This is a genomic window from Streptomyces sp. HUAS MS02 (genome assembly GCF_055702265.1).
The window spans coordinates 2,795,489-2,813,849 of sequence record NZ_CM146747.1 but is presented as its reverse complement, the minus strand read 5'-3'; the positions used below and the strand labels follow the sequence as shown (position 1 = coordinate 2,813,849).

Sequence of the window (18,361 nt, the reverse complement as noted above, 5' to 3'; positions counted from 1 at the left end):
AAGCTACCGCTTAGTAGTGAGCTGTTGTACGGTTCGTCCATGCCCGAAGCAGCTTCCGTACAGGCCACCGTCGGCGACAGCGAGTTCGACCGGGACACCGCGGTCACCCGGCGGGCGCCCGGTGTCTACGACATCGACCTCTCCGCCGGCTGGACGATCATCGGCGCCGTCAACGGCGGCTATCTCCTGGCCGTCCTCGGTCGCGCCCTCGCCGACGCGCTCCCGCACGGCGACCCGTTCACGATCTCCGCGTACTACCTGACCGCGTCCCAGCCCGGCCCCGCGGTCGTCCGCACGGACGTCGTCCGCACCGGCCGGACCCTGTCGACCGGCCAGGCCTCCCTCTTCCAGTACGACGACGAGGGCCGCGAGATCGAGCGGATACGCGTCCTCGCCTCCTACGGCGACCTGGACTCCCTCCCGGACGACGTCCGGACGACGGCGAAGCCGCCCGCGATCCCGCCGATCGAGCAGTGCTTCGGCCCACAGGACGCTCCCGGCCCCGTCCCCGGCGGCTCCGCGATCGCCGACCGGCTGTTCCTGAAGCTCGACCCGGCGACGCTGGGCTGGGCCCTGGGCGCGCCCTCCGGCAAGGGCGAGATGCGGTCCTGGTTCGGGCTCGCCGACGGCCGTGACGCCGACCCGTTCTCCCTGCTCCTCGCGGTGGACGCGCTGCCGCCGACCGCCTTCGAGATGGGCCTGAAGGGCTGGGTGCCGACGGTCGAGCTGACCGTGCACATCCGGTGCCGCCCGGCGCCGGGACCGCTCCGGGTCGCCATCACCACCCGCAATCTCGCCGGGGGCTTCCTGGAGGAGGACGCAGAGGTCTGGGACAGCGCGGACCGACTGGTCGCCCAGTCGCGGCAGTTGGCGAGGGCCAGGCTGACGGACTGAGGCCCCGGCTTCCGGGCGCCGAACGGCGCACCGAGCCAGGAGGCCTCGGCACCGGCGTCCGAGGACGGCTGACCGGCCGAGTGACGGAAGGCGGAGGGCGCGCCCCGAACACGGGGCGCGCCCTCCTTCGCGCGTACGCGAACGCGTGCGCGGAGGTGTGTCAGTCCAGCCAGTGGTGACAGCCGATGCTGATCAGCCGCATCCGTCGGCCCGCCAGCCGGGTCACCCGCAGGCGTTCCTCCTCCGGCTGGTCCTGGGCCCCCAGGAACTGCGAGGCGGCCATCAGCATCTGGTCGACGTACAGGCCCGCGAGCATCAGCCGGTCGTCGTCGGTCCACCCCGCGGTCTCCGGCCGCTTGGCCAGTTCGCCGCGCACCTCCTCGGCGAACCGGGTCAGTTGGCCCTGGATGGCGTCCCGCACCGGCTGGACCCCGCCGTGCCGTTCGCGCGCGATAAAGCGGACGTGTGCGGGGTACCCGTCGACATGGCGGGCGATCAGCTCCACGGCGCGCTCGATGAGTTCGTCACTGTCGCCCACCGCCGACATCAGATCCGCGAGCACGGGATGCAGACTGCCGAGCGCCTCCTCGACCAGCGCGACACCGAGGTCCGCGGTCGACCGGAAGTGCCGGTAGAACGCGGTGGGGGCGACGCCCACGGCGCGGGTGACCTCGCGAAGTCCCAGGCTGCTGAGGCTCTGCTCCTCCAGCAGGGCGAGCGCGGCGTCCATGAGCGCCCGCCGGGTCTTCTGCTTCTGCACCTGCCGGACGCCGAAAGTGTGACTCATGCCATGCAGTTAACAACTGTTCTCCGTAATTGCAAAGCCGGGCGGCGCGCTAGGCTGGGGAGTCAGTGAACAAGTGTAACTACAACCGTTCACCCAACTGAAACGAGAGGCGTTCCCACGATGTTGTTCCTCGTCGCCGCACTTCTTCTGCTGGGTGTCGTCCTGGGCACCGTGGCGCATGTACCGCCGGCCGTCTCGACCGTGCTGGCCGTCGGTATCGCCCTCTGGCTGGCGATCTTCGCGTACCGCGAGCGTCACGCCCGCCGCGGCCGCGGCACGCACTGACCGTCCACCGCGACGGCGAAGGCCACCGCGACAGCCACAGCCACCGCCACTGTCACCGTCGAACGACCATTCGCCGAGAACCCGTTGGGAGCAGAACCATGCAGCTCACCGCCGCACGTCAGCAGACCGGAACCACCACGTCCCGTCCCCGGGGCCGGGACGCCGACGGCATGGCCGTCGCCTCCTTCGTCCTCGGCCTGCTGGGCCTCCTCGTGCTCAACCTCTTCCTCGGCCCGATCGCGATCGTCCTCGCGGCAGTGGCCCTCAAGCGCGGCACGACACGACGGGGCCGCGCCTTCCTGGGCCTCGGCCTGGGCGTCGCCGACCTCATCGTCCTCGCCACGCTGATGCAGACGACGAACACGATCTCCTGGAGCATCTGACGGTCGAGGGCCGAGAGCACGGCCGGGCACCAGGTGCTCTTACGGCCAAGTCCGGGCCGTACCCCTGAGGCCACCCGAACGCGGCCCCGTAGAATCGGCTCACCATGGCTTATCTCGACCACGCGGCGACCACCCCGATGCTCCCCGAGGCGGCAGAGGCCCTGACCGCCCAGCTGAGCGTCACCGGCAACGCCTCCTCGCTGCACGCCTCCGGCCGCCGAGCGCGGCGCACCGTCGAGGAGGCCCGCGAGACCCTCGCCGAGGCCCTCGGGGCCCGGCCCAGCGAGGTGGTCCTGACCTCCGGCGGCACCGAGGCCGACAACCTCGCCGTGAAGGGGCTCTACTGGTCCCGCCGCGACGCCGACCCGGCCCGCACCCGGGTCCTGGCCAGTCCTGTCGAACACCACGCGGTCCTCGACGCCGTCCACTGGCTCGGCGACCACGAGGGCGCCACCGTCGAGTACCTCCCGGTCGACCCGTACGGACGGGTCCACCCCGAGGCCCTCCGCGAGGCGATCGCCCGCAACCCCGACGACGTCGCCCTGGCCACCGTGATGTGGGCCAACAACGAGATCGGCACGATCATGCCGGTCCGTGAACTCGCCGACGTGGCCGGGGAGTTCGACATCCCACTGCACGCCGACGCGGTCCAGGCGTTCGGTCAGGTTCCGGTCGACTTCGAGGCCTCCGGGCTCGCCGCGATGACCGTCTCCGGCCACAAGATCGGCGGCCCGTACGGCATCGGCGCGCTGCTGCTGGGCCGCGAGTACAGCCCCGTACCCGTGCTGCACGGCGGCGGACAGGAGCGCCATGTCCGCTCCGGCACCCTCGACGTCCCGGCCGTCGCCTCCTTCGCGGTCGCCGGCCGGCTGGCCGCCGAGCAGCGCGAGTGGTTCGCCCGGGAGATCGGCACCCTGCGCGACGCCCTCGTCGAGGCGGTCCGTACGGCGGTGCCGGACGCCGTGCTGGGCGGTGACCCGTCCCCTGCGGGACGCCTTCCGGCCAACGCGCACTTCACGTTCCCCGGCTGCGAGGGCGACTCCCTGTTGCTCCTGCTCGACGCCCAGGGCATCGAGTGCTCCACGGGTTCCGCCTGCACGGCGGGCGTCGCCCAGCCCAGCCATGTCCTCCTCGCCACCGGCACCGACCCCGACCTGGCCCGCGGCACCCTCCGCTTCTCCCTCGGCCACACCTCCACGGAGGCGGACGTCGAGGCGGTGGCGAAGGCGATCGGCCCGGTGGTGGAACGCGCCCGCACGGCGGGTCTGAGCTGAGACTGCCGGACACGTACGTGAGGTGACGGCGGGGCTGCCGTCACCGAGTCCGCGGTCACCGAGTCCGCGGATGCTCGGCCTGAGGGCTGTGCGAGCACCGGGGTGACATTCGCACCCGTGTGCCCCGGGTGTCGAAGGTCAGGCGGGCGTCGACGCCCCGGCCTTCGCCGCCGCGCGCACCAGCTTCATGTAGCGGTCCCAGTCCCAGCCCTCGCCGGGGTCCGTGTGGTCCGTCCCCGGGACCTCGACATGCCCGAGGATGTGCTCGCGGTCGAGAGGGATGTCGTACCGGGCGCAGATCCGGGCCGTCAGCCGCGCGGAGGCCTCGTACATCTCGTCGGTGAAGTCCTCGGGCTTCTCGACGAAACCCTCGTGCTCGATGCCGATGCTCCGCTCGTTGTAGTCGCGGTTGCCCGCGTGGTACGCCACGTCCAGCTCGCGGATCATCTGGGTGACATGGCCGTCCTTGCGGACGATGTAGTGCGCAGCCGCGCCGTGCGCCGGGTCCTGGAAGACCTTCACCGCACTGGCGAAGCTGCCCTGGGTGACATGGATGATCACCATGTCTATGCCGAAGTCGTCCGGCCGGTCCGCCAGTCGCCAGTTCGCGTCCGACGCCGCGACCCACTTCGCGCCCGTGTAGTCGACCTCGCCCTCCTTGCGCGGCTTCGTGACCCCAGGCACCCGCCACCACGCGCGCGTCAGCTCGTCCCGCGCCACCACGGCCGTGCCGACGGCGGCCACGGCCGTACCGATGAGCAGCGCGCGGCGGCCGACGCGGCGGTCCGCGTCCTTGCCGCCGGAGGCGCTCGCTCCGGCGGTGCCGGAACCGTTCTTCGAAGCCCTTCTCGTTCCCACGAACCCGTCAACGGATACTCGCGGGCTCCGGTTCCCGGCGCCCCGTACCCTGGAGGGGTTATGACTGAGATCTCGCAGCGCACCCGCCCCCTCCGTGTCCTCGCCGCCATGTCCGGCGGGGTCGACTCCGCCGTGGCCGCCGCCCGCGCGGTGGAAGCCGGGCACGACGTGACGGGCGTCCATCTGGCGCTGTCCGCGAACCCGCAGTCGTTCCGGACGGGCGCGCGCGGCTGTTGCACGATCGAGGACTCCCGGGACGCCCGCCGCGCCGCGGACGTCATCGGCATCCCCTTCTACGTCTGGGACCTCGCCGAGCGCTTCCGCGAGGACGTCGTCGAGGACTTCATCGCCGAGTACGAGGCGGGGCGGACCCCGAACCCCTGCCTGCGCTGCAACGAGAAGATCAAGTTCGCGGCGCTGCTCGACAAGGCCCTCGCCCTGGGCTTCGACGCCGTCTGCACGGGCCACTACGCCCAGGTGATCGTCCGGGAGGACGGCACGCGGGAGCTGCACCGCGCCTCCGACATGGCCAAGGACCAGTCGTACGTCCTCGGCGTGCTCGACGACCGGCAGCTCGCCCACGCCCTGTTCCCCCTCGGGGACACGGTGACGACGAAGGACGAGATCCGCGCGGAGGCCGAGCGCAGGGGACTGGCGGTCGCCAAGAAGCCCGACTCCCACGACATCTGCTTCATCGCCGACGGCGACACCCAGGGCTTCCTCGCCCACCGGCTGGGCCGCTCCGAGGGAGACATCCTCGACGAGTCCGGCAACGTCCTGGGCACCCACGAGGGCGCCTACGGCTACACCATCGGCCAGCGCAAGGGCCTGCGCATCGGCACGCCCGCCCCCGACGGCAAGCCGCGCTACGTCCTCGACATCTCCCCGGTGGACAACACGGTGACGGTCGGCCCGGCCGCCGCCCTCGACGTCGACGCCCTGACCGCGATCCGCCCCCGCTGGTGCGGCGCGGCCCCCACCGGCCCCGGCACCTACACGGCCCAGCTGCGCGCCCACGGCGGCGAGACCGAGGTCCGCGCGGAGCTGGTCGACGACGAGCTCCAGGTCCGCTTCACCGAGCCGGTCCGGGGCGTGGCCCCCGGCCAGGCGATTGTCCTGTACGACGGCACGCGTGTGGTGGGGTCGGCGACGATCGCGTCGACCACGCGCGCGCGGGCGGGCGTGGTCTAGGGCGTGTTTCGGAAGTCCCTTCGTCGCCCGAAGGGCGTCGCAGAGCAGAAGGGACTTCCGAAACACGCCCTGGCTCCACGGCCACGATCGTCCCCCTCCGGGTAGCCGTCCGCGCGTGCGCGGCGCAGGCTGCTTGGTGGGCTCGTCGAGCCCAGCCGGAGGCCCTGGCGGGCCGCAGGGGGACGTAGGGAGGCCGCGATGACAGCCATAGATCCGTCCGGGCAGCCGGGAAACCCGTCCGAACGGCCCGGAAACCCCTCCGGGCGGTCCGGGAACCCCTCGGATCAGTCCGGCACACCGTCCGAGCAGTCAGGGAACCCGTCCCAGCGGCCCGGGAGAGCGTCCGGGCAGGCCGTGGACCCGTCCGGGAGGGATTCCGGACGCGGACGCGAGTCCAGGAACCGGCGCAGTCTCACCCACCGCGTCCGCTACGCCCTGCGGCACCCCCGGCGCGTGCCCGCGCACGCCCGTCGGGTCGCGCGGGACACCTGGCTTCAGCTCAAGCACCGCGACCACATCTCCTACTACCGGGCCGTCATGGCCGCCGACACGGCGCGCAGCCCGGAGGCCGCCGTCGGGCACAACCCGTCGGTCGAGAAGTGGGAACGCATGGGCCGGATGCAGTTCGAGTACCTCCTGCGGCACGGCCTGGAGCCACGGCACCGGATGCTGGAGATCGGCTGCGGGAACCTGCGGGCCGGGCGGCTGTTCATCGACCACCTGGACGCCGGCAACTACTACGGCATCGACATCTCGCCGGCCATCCTCATGGAGGCGCAGCGCACCCTCGCCCGGGAGGGGCTGCAGGCCAAGCTGCCGCATCTGGCGCTCGTCGCCGACCTCACCTTCTCCTTCCTGCCCGCCGGGCACTTCGACGTCGTCCACGCGCACAGCGTGTTCTCCCACTCGCCGCCGCACGTCATCGAGCAGTGCCTCGCCCACGTCGGCCGTGTCCTCGCCCCGGGCGGCTTCTTCGACTTCACCTTCGGCCGCACCGAGGGCGCCGAACACCAGGTGCTGCACGAGGACTTCTACTACCGGACCGAGACCCTCGTCGAACTCGCCCGCAAATACGGCCTGTCCGCCCGCCTGATGGACGACTGGGAGGACCTGCCGCACCGCCAGTCGAAGATCCGCGTGACGGTGGCGGAGGAAGCCGGTGGTCCAGCGGACCCCGATGTCGGTGCCGCCCCCTAACGTGGACGCATGAACATCTGTGTCTTCCTCTCCGCCGCCGACCTCGCCGACCGCTACACGGGCCCCGCGAAGGACTTCGCCAAGCTGATCGGCAAGGGCGGACACACCCTGGTGTGGGGCGGTTCGGACGTCGGGCTGATGAAGGTGGTCGCGGACGGTGTGCAGGAGGCGGGCGGCAGACTGCTGGGTGTGTCGGTCGAGTTTCTGTCGGCGAAGGCGCGGCCCGGCACGGACGAGATGGTGGTCGCGAGGGACCTCGCCGAGCGGAAGCGGCTGCTCCTGGAGAAGGCCGACGCGGTCGTCATCATGGTCGGCGGCACCGGCACGCTCGACGAGGCGACCGAGATCCTGGAGCTGAAGAAGCACGGCCACACCGAGATGCCGGTGGTCCTGCTGAACACCGCCGGTTTCTACGACGGGTTGAAGGAGCAGTTCCGGCGCATGGAGGACGAGGGCTTCCTGCCCCGCCCGCTCACCGACCTGGTCTTCTTCGCGGAGGAGCCGGTGGGGGCGATGGCGTATCTGGAGGAGAGCCGGGGCGTCGCCTGAAGCCGGGTGGGCATGAGGCGGGGGCGAGGTGGGGCCGGGTGGGCGTGAGGGCGCGCCCCGGATGATGCGAGCATGACCGCATGGCTACTCATGTGATCACCGGGGCGGGTTCCGGCATCGGCGCGGCCGTCGCCCGACGGCTGCACGAGCGCGGGGACGACCTCGTGCTGCACGCGCGCGACGCGGGGCGGGCGAAGGAACTGGCGGCTCAGTTCCCGGGGGCGCGGACCCTGGTCGGCGATCTGGCGGACCCGGACAAGCTGTCCTGGGCCTTCTCCCACCAGACCCTGCCCGACCGGGTGGACTCGCTGCTGCACATCGCGGGTGTGGTCGACCTCGGCGCGGTGGGCGACCTGACGCCGAAGACCTGGCGGCACCAGCTCAACGTCAACCTCGTCTCGCCCGCCGAGCTGACCCGTCACTTCCTGCCCCAACTGCGGGCCGCGCGGGGGCACGTGGTGTTCGTCAACTCGGGCGCGGGGCTCAACGCGCACGCGGACTGGTCCGCCTACGCGGCCTCCAAGCACGGGCTCAAGGCCCTCGCCGACGCCCTGCGCTGGGAGGAGCACGGCAACGGGGTCCGGGTGACCACGGTCTACCCCGGGCGCACCGCCAGTCCCATGCAGGCGAAGGTCCACCAGCAGGAGGGCAAGGAGTACGACCCTGCGCGGTGGATCGCCCCGGAGTCGGTCGCCACGACGATCGTGATGGCGCTGGACCTGCCCCGGGACGCGGAAGTGAACGACCTCACGGTCCGCCCCGGCGCCTGACAGCTCGGGGCTGCGTGTTTCGTCGGCGGGTGCGGGTGAGTGGGGCTTCTCGCGCAGTTCCCCGCGCCCCTAAAGGATTCAGGCCCCGCGCCCCTGAAAAAAGCCGGGGCGCAGCCCCGGCTTTTTTCAGGGGCGCGGGGAACCGCGCGAGCAGCCCCACCCCGCCGCACCCGACAACGCACCCGGTGCCCCGGCCAACGCCCCCGCAGGGAGCCGTACGCTTCGGGGCGTGAGCGAAGACTTCAGTTTTGGCCCGGCCACCGGCGTGGGATCCATGCCGGGTGGGGACGCCCGAGAAGCCGCCAAGGCAGTCACCGGCACCTTCGAGTGGCCGGAGACAGGCATGGCGCACCTCCCCGAACTCCCCGCCCGAGGCCCCGGCGCCGACATGATCGGCAGAACCGCCGGCCTGCTCGTCGAGCTGTACGCCCGCGTGGAGCCCAGCGGCTGGCGCATCGGCGACCGCCCGGGCCGGGACACCAAGCGGGCCAGGTCGTGGCTGGGCGAGGACCTGGACGCGCTGGAGGAGTTCACCCAGGGGTACGAGGGGCCGCTGAAGGTCCAGGCCGTCGGCCCCTGGACGCTCGCCACGGCGCTGGAGCTGAAGAACGGCGAGGCCGCCCTCTCCGACCCCGGCGCCTGCCGCGACCTCGCCGGCTCGCTCGCCGAGGGCCTGCGCCAGCACCTCGCCGAGGTCAGTCGGCGCGTCCCCGGCGCCCGGATCGTGCTTCAGCTCGACGAGCCGTCCCTGATCGCCGTCCTGCGCGGCCAGGTCAAGAGCGCCAGCGGCTACCGCACCCACCGCGCCGTGGACCGCCAGCTCGTCGAGGCCACCCTCAGGGACGTCATCGGCGTCCACGCGGATCACGGGCCCGTCGTCGTGCACTCCTGCGCCCCCGACGTGCCCTTCGCGCTCCTGCGCCGCGCCGGTGCCACCGGTATCTCCTTCGACTTCACCTTGCTCACTGAGCGTGACGACGACATGATCGGGGAAGCGGTGGAAGGAGGCACGAAGCTGCTCGTCGGTGTCGTGCCGACCACCGAGGGGGCATTGTCAGAGCCTGCCGGTAGCGTCATGGGGGTCAGGACGCTGTGGCGCAGGCTGGGACTGCATCCGGGGCTGCTCGCGGACGCGGTCACGGTCACCCCGACGTGCGGGCTCGCGGGGGTCTCCCCGGCGTACGCGCGCCGGGCGCTCGCCCACTGTGTCAAGGCGGCGAGATCCCTCGCGGACAACCCAGAGTGACGGAGGACAACACGGTGGCCGGCGACAAGGACGCACAGCCCACATCGGTAACCGCCGAGGCAGCGGTGCCCGCCGAGGCCCGCGAGAAGCACGCGCGGCTCGCCGAACAGATCGAGGAGCACCGCTTCCGGTACTACGTCAAGGACGACCCGATCGTCAGCGACGCGGAGTTCGACGAACTCCTGCGCACGCTGGAGGCGTTGGAGGACGAGTACAGCGAGCTGCGCACCCCGGACTCGCCGACGCAGAAGGTCGCCGTCGAGTACGAGACCGACCTCGCCGAGGTGGAGCACCGCGAGCGCATGCTCTCCCTCGACAACGTCTTCGACGACGAGGGGCTCGCCGCCTGGGCCGAGCGCGTCGCCAAGGACGTCGGCACGTCCGACTACCACCTGCTGTGCGAGCTCAAGATCGACGGCCTCGCGGTGAACCTGACGTACGAGGACGGCAGGCTCACCCGGGCCGCCACCCGGGGCACCGGCCGGACCGGCGAGGACATCACGCCCAACGTCATGACGATCGCCGAGATCCCGCACCGGCTGAAGGGCGACCGCGTCCCCCGGCTCGTCGAGATCCGGGGCGAGGTCTACTTCCCGATGGAGGCCTTCCAGGGCCTCAACGAACGCCGTGTGGCGGCCGGCGAGAAGCCGTACGCCAACCCCCGCAACTCCGCCTCGGGTTCACTGCGCCAGAAGGACCCCAAGGTCACCGCCACCCTGCCGCTGCACATGGTCGTCCACGGCATCGGCGCCCTGGAGGGCTTCGACGGCGGCTTCACCCGCCTCTCCCAGGCCTACGACCTCCTCAAGTCGTGGGGCCTGCCCACCGCCGAGCACAACAGGGTGGTCGACGACCTCGACGGCGTACGGGAGTTCATCGCCTACTACGGCGAGCATCGCCACTCCGTGGCGCACGAGATCGACGGCGTCGTCGTCAAGCTCGACGAGATCCGGCTCCAGGGCCGCCTCGGATCGACGGCCCGCGCACCCCGCTGGGCGATCGCCTACAAGTACGCGCCGGAAGAGGTCAACACCAAGCTCATCGACATCAAGGTGGGCGTGGGCCGCACCGGCCGGGTCACCCCGTACGCCCAGGTCGAGCCGGTCACGGTGGCGGGCTCCGAGGTCGAGTTCGCCACCCTGCACAACCAGGAGGTCGTCAAGGCCAAGAACGTCCTCATCGGCGACACGGTCGTCATCCGCAAGGCCGGTGACGTCATCCCCGAGATCCTCGGGCCCGTCGTGGCACTGCGCGACGAGAACGAGACGCGTCCCTTCGTGATGCCGAGCGAGTGCCCGGAGTGCGGGACGCCGCTGCGCGCGATGAAGGAGGGCGACATCGATCTGCGGTGCCCCAACGCCCGCAGCTGTCCCGCCCAGTTGAGAGAGCGCGTCTCGTATCTGGCGGGCCGGGAATGCCTGGACATCGAGCACTTCGGCGGTGTCGCCGCCGCGGCCCTGACCCGCCCGCTGGAGCCGGCCGACCCGCCCCTGGTCGACGAGGGCGACCTCTTCGACCTCACCGTGGAGAAACTGCTTCCCATCAAGGCGTACGTCCTGGACGCGGACAGCGGCCTGCCCAAGCACGACCCGAAGACGGGCGAACCGAAGGTCGTCACGGTCTTCGCCAACCAGAAGGGCGAGCCCAAGAAGAACACCCTCGCGCTGCTCCAGAAGATCGAGGAGGCCAAGAGCCGTCCGCTCGCCCGCTTCCTCAACGGGCTCTCCATCCGCCACGTCGGACCGGTCGCCGCCCAGGCCCTGGCCCGCGAATTCCGTTCGATCGAGCGGATCGAGCAGGCCACGGAGGAGGAACTCACCGCGGTCGACGGGGTCGGCGCCATCGTCGCCACGGCGCTCAAGGAGTGGTTCGCCGAGGAATGGCACCGGGAGATCATCCGTAAGTGGAAGGCGGCCGGAGTCCCCCTGGAGGACAAGGGCGCCGGCGAGGACGAAGGTCCCAGGCCCCTCGAAGGGCTGACGGTCGTCGTGACCGGCACACTCGAACACCACACGCGCGACGGGGCCAAGGAGGCGTTGCAGAGCCGGGGCGCCAAGGTGACCGGCTCGGTGTCGAAGAAGACCTCCTTCGTCGTGGTCGGTGAGAACCCGGGTTCCAAGTTCGACAAGGCGATGCAGCTCAAGGTGCCCGTCCTGAACGAGGACGGCTTCGCCGTCCTGCTCGAACAGGGTCCGGACGCGGCCGCGGAAGTCGCGCTCCCGATCGAGGAGTAGGGGTTGAAGGCCACCCGTTCGGCGCATACCAGATGCATACGGGTGGCCGGTCGCATTCGGGCAACCGACACCGAACCGCTGCCCGTGGAAGCCTTGTGCGGCCTACTGTTGAGATGTGCGCCTGCCGTGCCCGGACGCGTGGCGGGTTCTCGGACGCGGTGTCGCCCCGGGTTTGTCCGGGAGCAACGGGCCGCGTGGCGTGGGCACCGCCGGCTGTGAGAGGGACGGGAATGGAACCGACCGAGAGCGTCGCCCCGGACTCGCGGCTGCGCCTGCGCCGGGTCTCCGGGGCCTGGCGACGGGGCCGCTCCCTGTTCACGGGAGAACGCCCGTTCGGGGGAAGCCGTGAGTCCGGATCTCGGGAGCCGGGCAGCCGGGGGCCCACGAGCCCGGAGCCGGGGAGCCGGGAGAGAGGACCCGGCCGGGTGACAGGGGTGGTGTCCAGGACCGGCGTCACCTGGCCGCCGGGCCGTGCGGGTGCGAGCGCACGCGGCCCGCTCGTACCGGGCCCGGCACAGCTCACCTCCGGCACCGCGGTCGACGCGGGCGGGACGGCCGCCCTCGGCGGCGCCCTCGGCGAGAGCCGCGGCCACGAACTGCCGGGCCACGAAGCCGACCGGCACCTGTCCTGGCCCGCCCTGCCCGCCGTGATCGTGGGCCTGGCCGGCGCCATTCTGGGCGCCGGGTTCTACCGGGCGTTCGCGGGACAGCACGCCCTCTTTCCGGCCGGAGCGGTCGGCTGGTCCCTCGCCCTGCTCACCGGCATCATCGTCGGCCACCTCGTCGCCATGGGCCGCGCCCGCTGGTGGGGCGGCACCGGCTCCGGAGCCGCCCTCACCCTCGCCGTCCTGCTGCTCTACGGCTGGGTGGCCGCCGGCATGGTCAGCCTCACGGTCGTCGTGCTCGTCGGCGTCGCCCGCCGGGGGCGCTGGCGCCAGGGCGTGCTGCACGGCGCGGTGGACATCCTCGGCATCGGCGCCGCCGCGCTCGTCCTGCGGGTCTTCGGCCGTGTCCCCTCGGTGGAACACCCCTGGGACCCGGACAGCTGGAACCTCTACTCGGCCCCCCAGGTGGCCCTGGTCGCGCTCGCCTATCTCGTGGTCAGCCGCGTCCTGCTCTGGTACCTGGCCGCACCGCGCGGCGGTCTGCCCACCGTCGCGCGCACGGCCCTGGTCAGACAGGGTCTCCTCGCCGTGGCGCTGCTCGGCATCGCCCCGCTGGTCTGCGTCGTCGCCCTCGCCCAGCCCCTGCTGCTGCCGCTCTTCGCCATCCCCCTCATCGCGCTCGACTCCACCCTGTGGATCGCCCGCGCCCGGGCCGAGGAACAGCTGCGCGACCCGCTCACCGGACTGCCGAACCGCCAGTGGCTGCTGGAACGCACCTGGACCGCGCTGGACGACGCCGAACGCATCGGGGCGAGATCGGCGCTGCTGCTGATCGACCTCGACCGTTTCCGGTCCGTCAACGACACGCTCGGGCACCTCGCGGGCGACCGGCTGCTGTTGCAGATAGCCGACCGGCTGCGGGTCGCCCTGCCCCGCGGAGCGGAGGCCGCGCGACTCGGCGGCGACGAGTTCGCCGTCCTGCTGCCCGTCGCCGACTCCACCACGTCCGCGTCGCGCGTCGCCCGCAACCTTGTCGCCGCGCTCGGCTCACCGCTCGACCTCGACGGGCTCACCCTCGTCCTGGAGGCCAGCGCCGGGCTCGCCGTCTTCCCCGACCACGCGCTCGACGCGGAGGGACTGCTGCGGCGGGCGGACGTGGCGATGTACCAGGCGAAGCGGGACCGCACGGGTGTCGAGGTCTACGAGTCCAAGCGGGACTCCAACACCCCGGACCGGCTCGGTCTGCTCGGCGACCTGCGGCGCGCGCTGGACGCGCAGGAGGTCGAGCTGCACTACCAGCCCAAGGTCCGCTTCGACGGGCAGGTCGCCGGTCTGGAGGCGCTGGTGCGCTGGGTGCATCCCGAGCGGGGGAAGGTACCGCCGGACGAGTTCATAGCGATCGCCGAGTCGTCCGGGCTGATGCCGCATCTGACGGAGTACGTCCTGGAGACGGCGCTCGGGCAGGTGGCGCGATGGCGGGCGCAGGGGCTGCACGTGCCGGTCGCGGTGAACGTGTCCCCACGTGATGTCCACACCCCCGGGTTCGCGGGCGCGGTGGCCGCGCGGCTCGCCCGGCACGGGGTGCCGGCCGGGGCGCTTCAGCTGGAGATAACGGAGCACGTGCTCCTGGAGGACCCGCAGCGGGCCGCGGACACGCTCGCCGGGCTGACCGGGCACGGGGTGAAGATGTCGCTCGACGACTTCGGGACCGGGTACTCGTCGCTGGTGCACCTGCGGCGGCTGCCGGTGAGTGAGCTGAAGATCGACCGGTCGTTCGTGGCGCGGCTGGCCATCGACAACGAGGACGCGGAGATCGTGCGCTGCACGGTCGATCTCGCGCACTCGCTGGGGCTGCTCGTCGTGGCGGAGGGGGTCGAGGACGACGAGACGTGGGAGCGGTTGCGGGATCTGGGGTGCGACGCGGTGCAGGGGTGGCTGGTCGCTGCGGCGATGCCGCCGGAGGAGACCACGGCGTGGCTGCGGGCGCGGGGGTCTCGGGGTTGGCAGCGGCCGGCGGCGGCCCTGCCGGCGGTCACGGCTGAGGAATAGCGGGGGCGCCTGACAGCTCGGGGGTTGGGGTGTGTTGGCGGGTGCGGCTTCGGTGGGGCTTCTCGCGCAGTTCCCCGCGCCCCTGAAAAGCAGGGGCTGCGCCCCATGCTTTTCACCCCGCGGCCCCGCCACCTCCAGTCCCGCGGCCCCGTCGCCGCCGTTCATGCCCGCAGCCCTGTCGACTTTCGTGCCCGCAGCGCCGCCACCGGCCCTGCGGCCCCGTCGCCCTTCAGGCTGCCGGGCCGTGGTCATTCAGGCCCGCAGGGCCTGGTCTTTCAGGGGCGCGGGGAACTGCGCGAGAAGCCCCACTCACCCGCACCCGCCAACACACCCCAACCCCCGAGCTGTCAGGCGCCCCGGCCCAGCGGCGCGCCAAGCGCCCCGCGCCCCATAGGATTGGCGCCAAACCACACACACTCACCCCAGAGGATCGCTGCATGCCTGGCATCACGCGCGAGGAGGTCGCCCACCTCGCACGGCTGGCGCGTCTGGAGCTGAAGCCCGAAGAACTCGAACACTTCGCGGGCCAGCTGGACGACATCATCGGCGCGGTCGCCCGCGTCAGCGAGGTCGCCGACCAAGATGTACCGCCGACCTCGCACCCGCTGCCGCTGACGAACGTCATGCGCGCGGACGAGGTCCGTCCGTCGCTCACCCCCGAGCAGGCGCTGTCCGCCGCCCCGGCCCAGGAGCAGCAGCGTTTCAAGGTGCCGCAGATCCTGGGGGAGGACTGATCACGTCATGACCGACAGCATCATCAAGCTCACCGCGGCGGAGATCGCCGCGAAGATCGCCTCCGGCGAGCTGACCGCCGTCGAGGTCACCGAGGCCCATCTGGCCCGGATCGAGGCCGTCGACGAGAAGGTGCACGCCTTCCTGCACGTCGACCGCGAGGGCGCCCTCGCGCAGGCCCGTGCCGTCGACGAGAAGCGGGAGCGGGGCGAGAAGCTCGGCCCGCTCGCCGGTGTCCCCCTCGCGCTCAAGGACATCTTCACCACGGTCGGAGTTCCCACCACCGTCGGTTCGAAGATCCTGGAGGGCTGGATCCCGCCGTACGACGCCACCCTCACCAAGCGACTGAAGGACGCGGACGTCGTCATCCTCGGCAAGACCAACATGGACGAGTTCGCCATGGGGTCGTCGACGGAGAACAGCGCCTACGGGCCTACCGGCAACCCCTGGGACCTCACCCGTATCCCGGGCGGCTCCGGCGGCGGTTCCTCCGCCTCCCTCGCCTCCTACCAGGCACCTCTCGCCATCGGCACCGACACCGGCGGTTCCATCCGCCAGCCGGCCGCCGTCACCGGCACGGTCGGCGTCAAGCCGACGTACGGCGCGGTCTCCCGCTACGGCATGGTGGCGTTCTCCTCCTCCCTCGACCAGGGCGGGCCCTGCGCCCGTACGGTCCTGGACGCGGCGCTGCTGCACGAGGTGATCGCCGGCCACGACCCGCTGGACTCCACCTCCATCGACGCCCCGGTCCCGCCGGTCGTCGAGGCCGCCCGCAACGGCAGCGTCGCCGGGATGCGCGTCGGTGTCGTCAAGCAGTTCCGCGGCGAGGGCTACCAGGCCGGTGTGGTGCAGCGGTTCGACGAGTCCGTCGCCCTGCTGAAGGAGCTGGGCGCCGAGATCGTCGAGCTGGACTGCCCGTCGTTCGACCTGGCGCTGGCCGCGTACTACCTGATCGCGCCGAGCGAGTGTTCGAGCAACCTCGCCCGCTTCGACGGACTGCGCTACGGCCTGCGGACCGGCGACGACGGCACCAACTCCGCCGAGGCGGTCACCTCCCTCACCCGTGAGGCGGGCTTCGGCCCCGAGGTGAAGCGCCGCATCATGCTCGGCACGTACGCGCTCAGCTCCGGCTACTACGACGCGTACTACGGCAGCGCCCAGAAGGTCCGTACGCTCATCACCCGGGACTTCGAGAAGTCGTTCGAGAAGGTCGACGTCATCGTGTCGCCGACCACGCCGACCACCGCCTTCCCGATCGGCGAGCGCGCCGACGACCCGATGGCGATGTACCTGGCGGATCTCTGCACCATCCCGACCAACCTCGCGGGCAATGCCGCGATGTCCCTGCCCTGCGGCCTCGCGCCGGAGGACGGGCTGCCGGTCGGACTGCAGATCATCGCCCCGGCGCTCAAGGACGACCGTCTTTACAAGGTCGGCGCCGCCGTCGAGGCCGCCTTCGTGGAAAAGTGGGGGCACCCGCTCCTGGAGGAGGCTCCGTCGTTGTGAGCAACGCACTGTCCAAGGCCAAGGACTTCCAGAAGTCCAAGTCCGGTACGTACGTGTCCATCGCCACCACCGCCTTCGGCGCGTGGGGCATCGCCAAGCGGATCAAGAAGGCTCGCGCCGAGCAGGACACGCTGCGGCTGATCGACGCGTCCGTGGCCGCCATCGGCATCGTCACCGGCCTCGCCGTCCTCTACCGCGAACTGAAGCGGCTGGGCGACGACGACGTCCTGCTGGGCTGAGAGGGAAGTTTCCACCGTGACCACCACGACCGACCTGGTGTCGTACGAGGACGCGCTGGCGTCGTACGACCCCGTCATGGGCCTTGAGGTCCATGTCGAACTCGGCACCAAGACCAAGATGTTCTGCGGCTGTTCGACCGAACTCGGTCAGGGCCCCAACACGCAGACCTGCCCCACCTGCCTCGGCCTGCCCGGCGCGCTCCCGGTCGTCAACGCGATCGGCGTCGAGTCGGCGATCAAGATCGGTCTCGCGCTGAACTGCGAGATCGCCGAGTGGTGCCGCTTCGCCCGGAAGAACTACTTCTATCCGGACATGCCGAAGAACTTCCAGACCTCCCAGTACGACGAGCCCATCGCCTTCAACGGCTACCTCGACGTGCAGCTGGAGGACGGCGAGACCTTCCGTGTGGAGATCGAGCGCGCCCACATGGAGGAGGACACCGGCAAGTCGACGCACGTCGGCGGTGCCACCGGCCGCATCCACGGCGCCTCGCACTCGCTCCTCGACTACAACCGCGCGGGCATCCCGCTCATCGAGATCGTCACCAAGCCGATCGAGGGTGCGGGCGAGCGCGCCCCCGAGGTCGCCAAGGCGTACGTCCGTGAGCTGCGCGAGGTCATCAAGGCGCTCGGCGTCTCCGAGGCCCGGATGGAGATGGGCCAGATGCGCTGCGACGTGAACCTGTCGCTGCGCCCGCACGGCACCGAGAAGTTCGGTACGCGTTCGGAGACGAAGAACGTCAACTCTTTGCGGTCCGTCGAGCGTGCCGCCCGCTTCGAGATCCAGCGGCACGCGGCCGTGCTGTCGTCCGGCGGGACGATCATCCAGGAGACCCGGCACTTCCACGAGGACACGGGGTCCACGACCTCGGGCCGCGTGAAGGAGGAGGCCGAGGACTACCGGTACTTCCCCGAGCCGGACCTCGTACCGGTGGCCCCCTCGCGCGAGTGGGTCGAGGAGCTGCGGGCCGCACTGCCCGAGCTGCCGCTGGTCCGCCGCAACCGGCTCCGTGAGGAGTGGGGCATCAGCGGCACCGACATGCAGGCCATTCTCAACGCCGGTGCGCTGGAGCCGATCGTCGCCACCATCGAGGCCGGGGCGGACGCCGCCTCCGCCCGCAAGTGGTGGATGGGCGAGCTGGCCCGCAGCGCGAACGAGTCGGGCAAGGCGCTGGACGAGCTGGCCATCACGCCGCAGCAGGTCGCCCGCGTCACCGAGCTGGTCACGAAGGGCGACCTGAACGACAAGCTCGCCCGGCAGGTCATCGAGGGCGTCCTCGCGGGCGAAGGCACCCCGGACGAGGTCGTCGACAAGCGCGGTCTGAAGGTCGTCTCCGACGAGGGCGCCCTGACGACGGCGGTCGAGGAGGCCATCGCGGGCAACCCGGCCATCGCGGACAAGATCCGCGGCGGCAAGGTGGCCGCGGCCGGTGCCCTGGTCGGCGCGGTCATGAAGGCCACGCGCGGTCAGGCGGACGCGGCCCGCGTCAAGGAACTGATCCTGGAGAAACTGGGCGTCAGCGAGGGCTGAACGCGACAGCGGGTCACTGCGTATCCCTGAG

The 18,361-nt window shown here is 71.4% G+C and carries 17 protein-coding genes; 15 read left to right on the top strand and 2 right to left on the bottom strand.

All coding sequences use genetic code 11. The annotated features are described in order from the left end of the window. Positions 1–39: 39 nt before the first annotated feature. Complete coding sequence (locus tag ACZ9QC_RS11845; RefSeq protein WP_472920116.1) at positions 40–894, top strand: thioesterase family protein; 855 nt, start codon at positions 40–42, stop codon at positions 892–894. Between the two features lie 160 nt (positions 895–1,054). Here the strand turns inward: ACZ9QC_RS11845 and ACZ9QC_RS11840 are convergent, their stop codons facing one another. After that, on the bottom strand, positions 1,055–1,681 hold the full coding sequence (locus tag ACZ9QC_RS11840; RefSeq protein ID WP_472920115.1) for a TetR family transcriptional regulator: 627 nt from the start codon (positions 1,679–1,681) through the stop codon (positions 1,055–1,057). A 120-nt stretch (positions 1,682–1,801) separates the two neighbouring features. Between ACZ9QC_RS11840 and ACZ9QC_RS11835 the strand changes: the two genes are divergently transcribed. From ACZ9QC_RS11835 to ACZ9QC_RS11825, 3 genes are all read left to right on the top strand, one after another. Next, the gene (locus ACZ9QC_RS11835) at positions 1,802–1,966 is read left to right on the top strand and encodes a hypothetical protein (RefSeq protein ID WP_184899684.1); all 165 of its coding nucleotides are present in this window, start codon (positions 1,802–1,804) and stop codon (positions 1,964–1,966) included. 98 nt (positions 1,967–2,064) lie between these two features. Beyond that, positions 2,065–2,349, top strand: a complete 285-nt coding sequence (locus ACZ9QC_RS11830) for a DUF4190 domain-containing protein (protein ID WP_472920114.1) — start codon at positions 2,065–2,067, stop codon at positions 2,347–2,349. A gap of 104 nt (positions 2,350–2,453) precedes the next feature. Then, positions 2,454–3,623 carry a cysteine desulfurase family protein gene (locus tag ACZ9QC_RS11825; protein WP_472920113.1) on the top strand — a complete coding sequence of 390 codons (1,170 nt, stop codon included), beginning with the start codon at positions 2,454–2,456 and terminating at the stop codon, positions 3,621–3,623. A gap of 138 nt (positions 3,624–3,761) precedes the next feature. Here ACZ9QC_RS11825 and ACZ9QC_RS11820 read toward each other — a convergent pair whose 3' ends face one another. Further along, positions 3,762–4,481, bottom strand: coding sequence for an N-acetylmuramoyl-L-alanine amidase (locus tag ACZ9QC_RS11820; protein ID WP_472920112.1), 720 nt, complete (start codon positions 4,479–4,481; stop codon positions 3,762–3,764). A gap of 60 nt (positions 4,482–4,541) precedes the next feature. Between ACZ9QC_RS11820 and mnmA the strand changes: the two genes are divergently transcribed. The 11 genes from mnmA (at position 4,542) to gatB (ending at position 18,330) form a co-directional block, all read left to right on the top strand. Beyond that, positions 4,542–5,672: a tRNA 2-thiouridine(34) synthase MnmA gene (mnmA, locus tag ACZ9QC_RS11815; protein ID WP_472920111.1), complete on the top strand. Its 1,131-nt coding sequence runs from the start codon at positions 4,542–4,544 to the stop codon at positions 5,670–5,672. A gap of 453 nt (positions 5,673–6,125) precedes the next feature. Continuing rightward, on the top strand, positions 6,126–6,869 hold the full coding sequence (locus ACZ9QC_RS11810; RefSeq protein WP_472920110.1) for a class I SAM-dependent methyltransferase: 744 nt from the start codon (positions 6,126–6,128) through the stop codon (positions 6,867–6,869). Between the two features lie 9 nt (positions 6,870–6,878). Next, a complete protein-coding gene (locus ACZ9QC_RS11805; RefSeq protein WP_217185295.1) occupies positions 6,879–7,418 on the top strand; it encodes an LOG family protein in 540 nt (179 codons plus the stop codon). Positions 7,419–7,498: 80 nt separating this feature from the next. Further along, entirely contained in the window at positions 7,499–8,188 is a 690-nt protein-coding gene (locus tag ACZ9QC_RS11800) for an SDR family oxidoreductase (protein WP_472920109.1), read from the top strand. A gap of 229 nt (positions 8,189–8,417) precedes the next feature. After that, positions 8,418–9,434, top strand: coding sequence for a methionine synthase (locus ACZ9QC_RS11795; RefSeq protein ID WP_472920108.1), 1,017 nt, complete (start codon positions 8,418–8,420; stop codon positions 9,432–9,434). A gap of 14 nt (positions 9,435–9,448) precedes the next feature. Continuing rightward, positions 9,449–11,668, top strand: coding sequence for an NAD-dependent DNA ligase LigA (gene ligA / locus ACZ9QC_RS11790; RefSeq protein ID WP_472921663.1), 2,220 nt, complete (start codon positions 9,449–9,451; stop codon positions 11,666–11,668). A 230-nt stretch (positions 11,669–11,898) separates the two neighbouring features. Beyond that, entirely contained in the window at positions 11,899–14,322 is a 2,424-nt protein-coding gene (locus tag ACZ9QC_RS11785) for a putative bifunctional diguanylate cyclase/phosphodiesterase (protein WP_472920107.1), read from the top strand. Between the two features lie 437 nt (positions 14,323–14,759). Further along, on the top strand, positions 14,760–15,056 hold the full coding sequence (gene gatC, locus ACZ9QC_RS11780; protein ID WP_005480000.1) for an Asp-tRNA(Asn)/Glu-tRNA(Gln) amidotransferase subunit GatC: 297 nt from the start codon (positions 14,760–14,762) through the stop codon (positions 15,054–15,056). 7 nt (positions 15,057–15,063) lie between these two features. Next, positions 15,064–16,560, top strand: a complete 1,497-nt coding sequence (gene gatA / locus ACZ9QC_RS11775; RefSeq protein ID WP_472920106.1) for an Asp-tRNA(Asn)/Glu-tRNA(Gln) amidotransferase subunit GatA — start codon at positions 15,064–15,066, stop codon at positions 16,558–16,560. Further along, on the top strand, positions 16,557–16,799 hold the full coding sequence (locus ACZ9QC_RS11770) for a hypothetical protein (protein ID WP_472920105.1): 243 nt from the start codon (positions 16,557–16,559) through the stop codon (positions 16,797–16,799). Before gatA ends, ACZ9QC_RS11770 begins: the two co-directional genes overlap by 4 nt. Positions 16,800–16,815: 16 nt before the next feature. Next, positions 16,816–18,330 carry an Asp-tRNA(Asn)/Glu-tRNA(Gln) amidotransferase subunit GatB gene (gene gatB / locus ACZ9QC_RS11765; protein WP_472920104.1) on the top strand — a complete coding sequence of 505 codons (1,515 nt, stop codon included), beginning with the start codon at positions 16,816–16,818 and terminating at the stop codon, positions 18,328–18,330. Positions 18,331–18,361: the final 31 nt, after the last annotated feature.

Excerpts from the sequence above, each read along its gene's own strand:
- ACZ9QC_RS11805 (WP_217185295.1), top strand. The coding sequence starts at position 6,879 with ATGAACATCTGTGTCTTCCTCTCCGCCGCCGACCTCGCCGACCGCTAC.
- gatA (WP_472920106.1), top strand. The coding sequence starts at position 15,064 with ATGACCGACAGCATCATCAAGCTCACCGCGGCGGAGATCGCCGCGAAG.
- mnmA (WP_472920111.1), top strand. The coding sequence starts at position 4,542 with ATGACTGAGATCTCGCAGCGCACCCGCCCCCTCCGTGTCCTCGCCGCC.
- ACZ9QC_RS11835 (WP_184899684.1), top strand. The coding sequence starts at position 1,802 with ATGTTGTTCCTCGTCGCCGCACTTCTTCTGCTGGGTGTCGTCCTGGGC.
- ACZ9QC_RS11830 (WP_472920114.1), top strand. The coding sequence starts at position 2,065 with ATGCAGCTCACCGCCGCACGTCAGCAGACCGGAACCACCACGTCCCGT.
- ACZ9QC_RS11840 (WP_472920115.1), bottom strand. The coding sequence starts at position 1,681 with ATGAGTCACACTTTCGGCGTCCGGCAGGTGCAGAAGCAGAAGACCCGG.
- ACZ9QC_RS11845 (WP_472920116.1), top strand. The coding sequence starts at position 40 with ATGCCCGAAGCAGCTTCCGTACAGGCCACCGTCGGCGACAGCGAGTTC.
- ACZ9QC_RS11825 (WP_472920113.1), top strand. The coding sequence starts at position 2,454 with ATGGCTTATCTCGACCACGCGGCGACCACCCCGATGCTCCCCGAGGCG.
- ACZ9QC_RS11785 (WP_472920107.1), top strand. The coding sequence starts at position 11,899 with ATGGAACCGACCGAGAGCGTCGCCCCGGACTCGCGGCTGCGCCTGCGC.
- ACZ9QC_RS11800 (WP_472920109.1), top strand. The coding sequence starts at position 7,499 with ATGGCTACTCATGTGATCACCGGGGCGGGTTCCGGCATCGGCGCGGCC.
- gatC (WP_005480000.1), top strand. The coding sequence starts at position 14,760 with ATGCCTGGCATCACGCGCGAGGAGGTCGCCCACCTCGCACGGCTGGCG.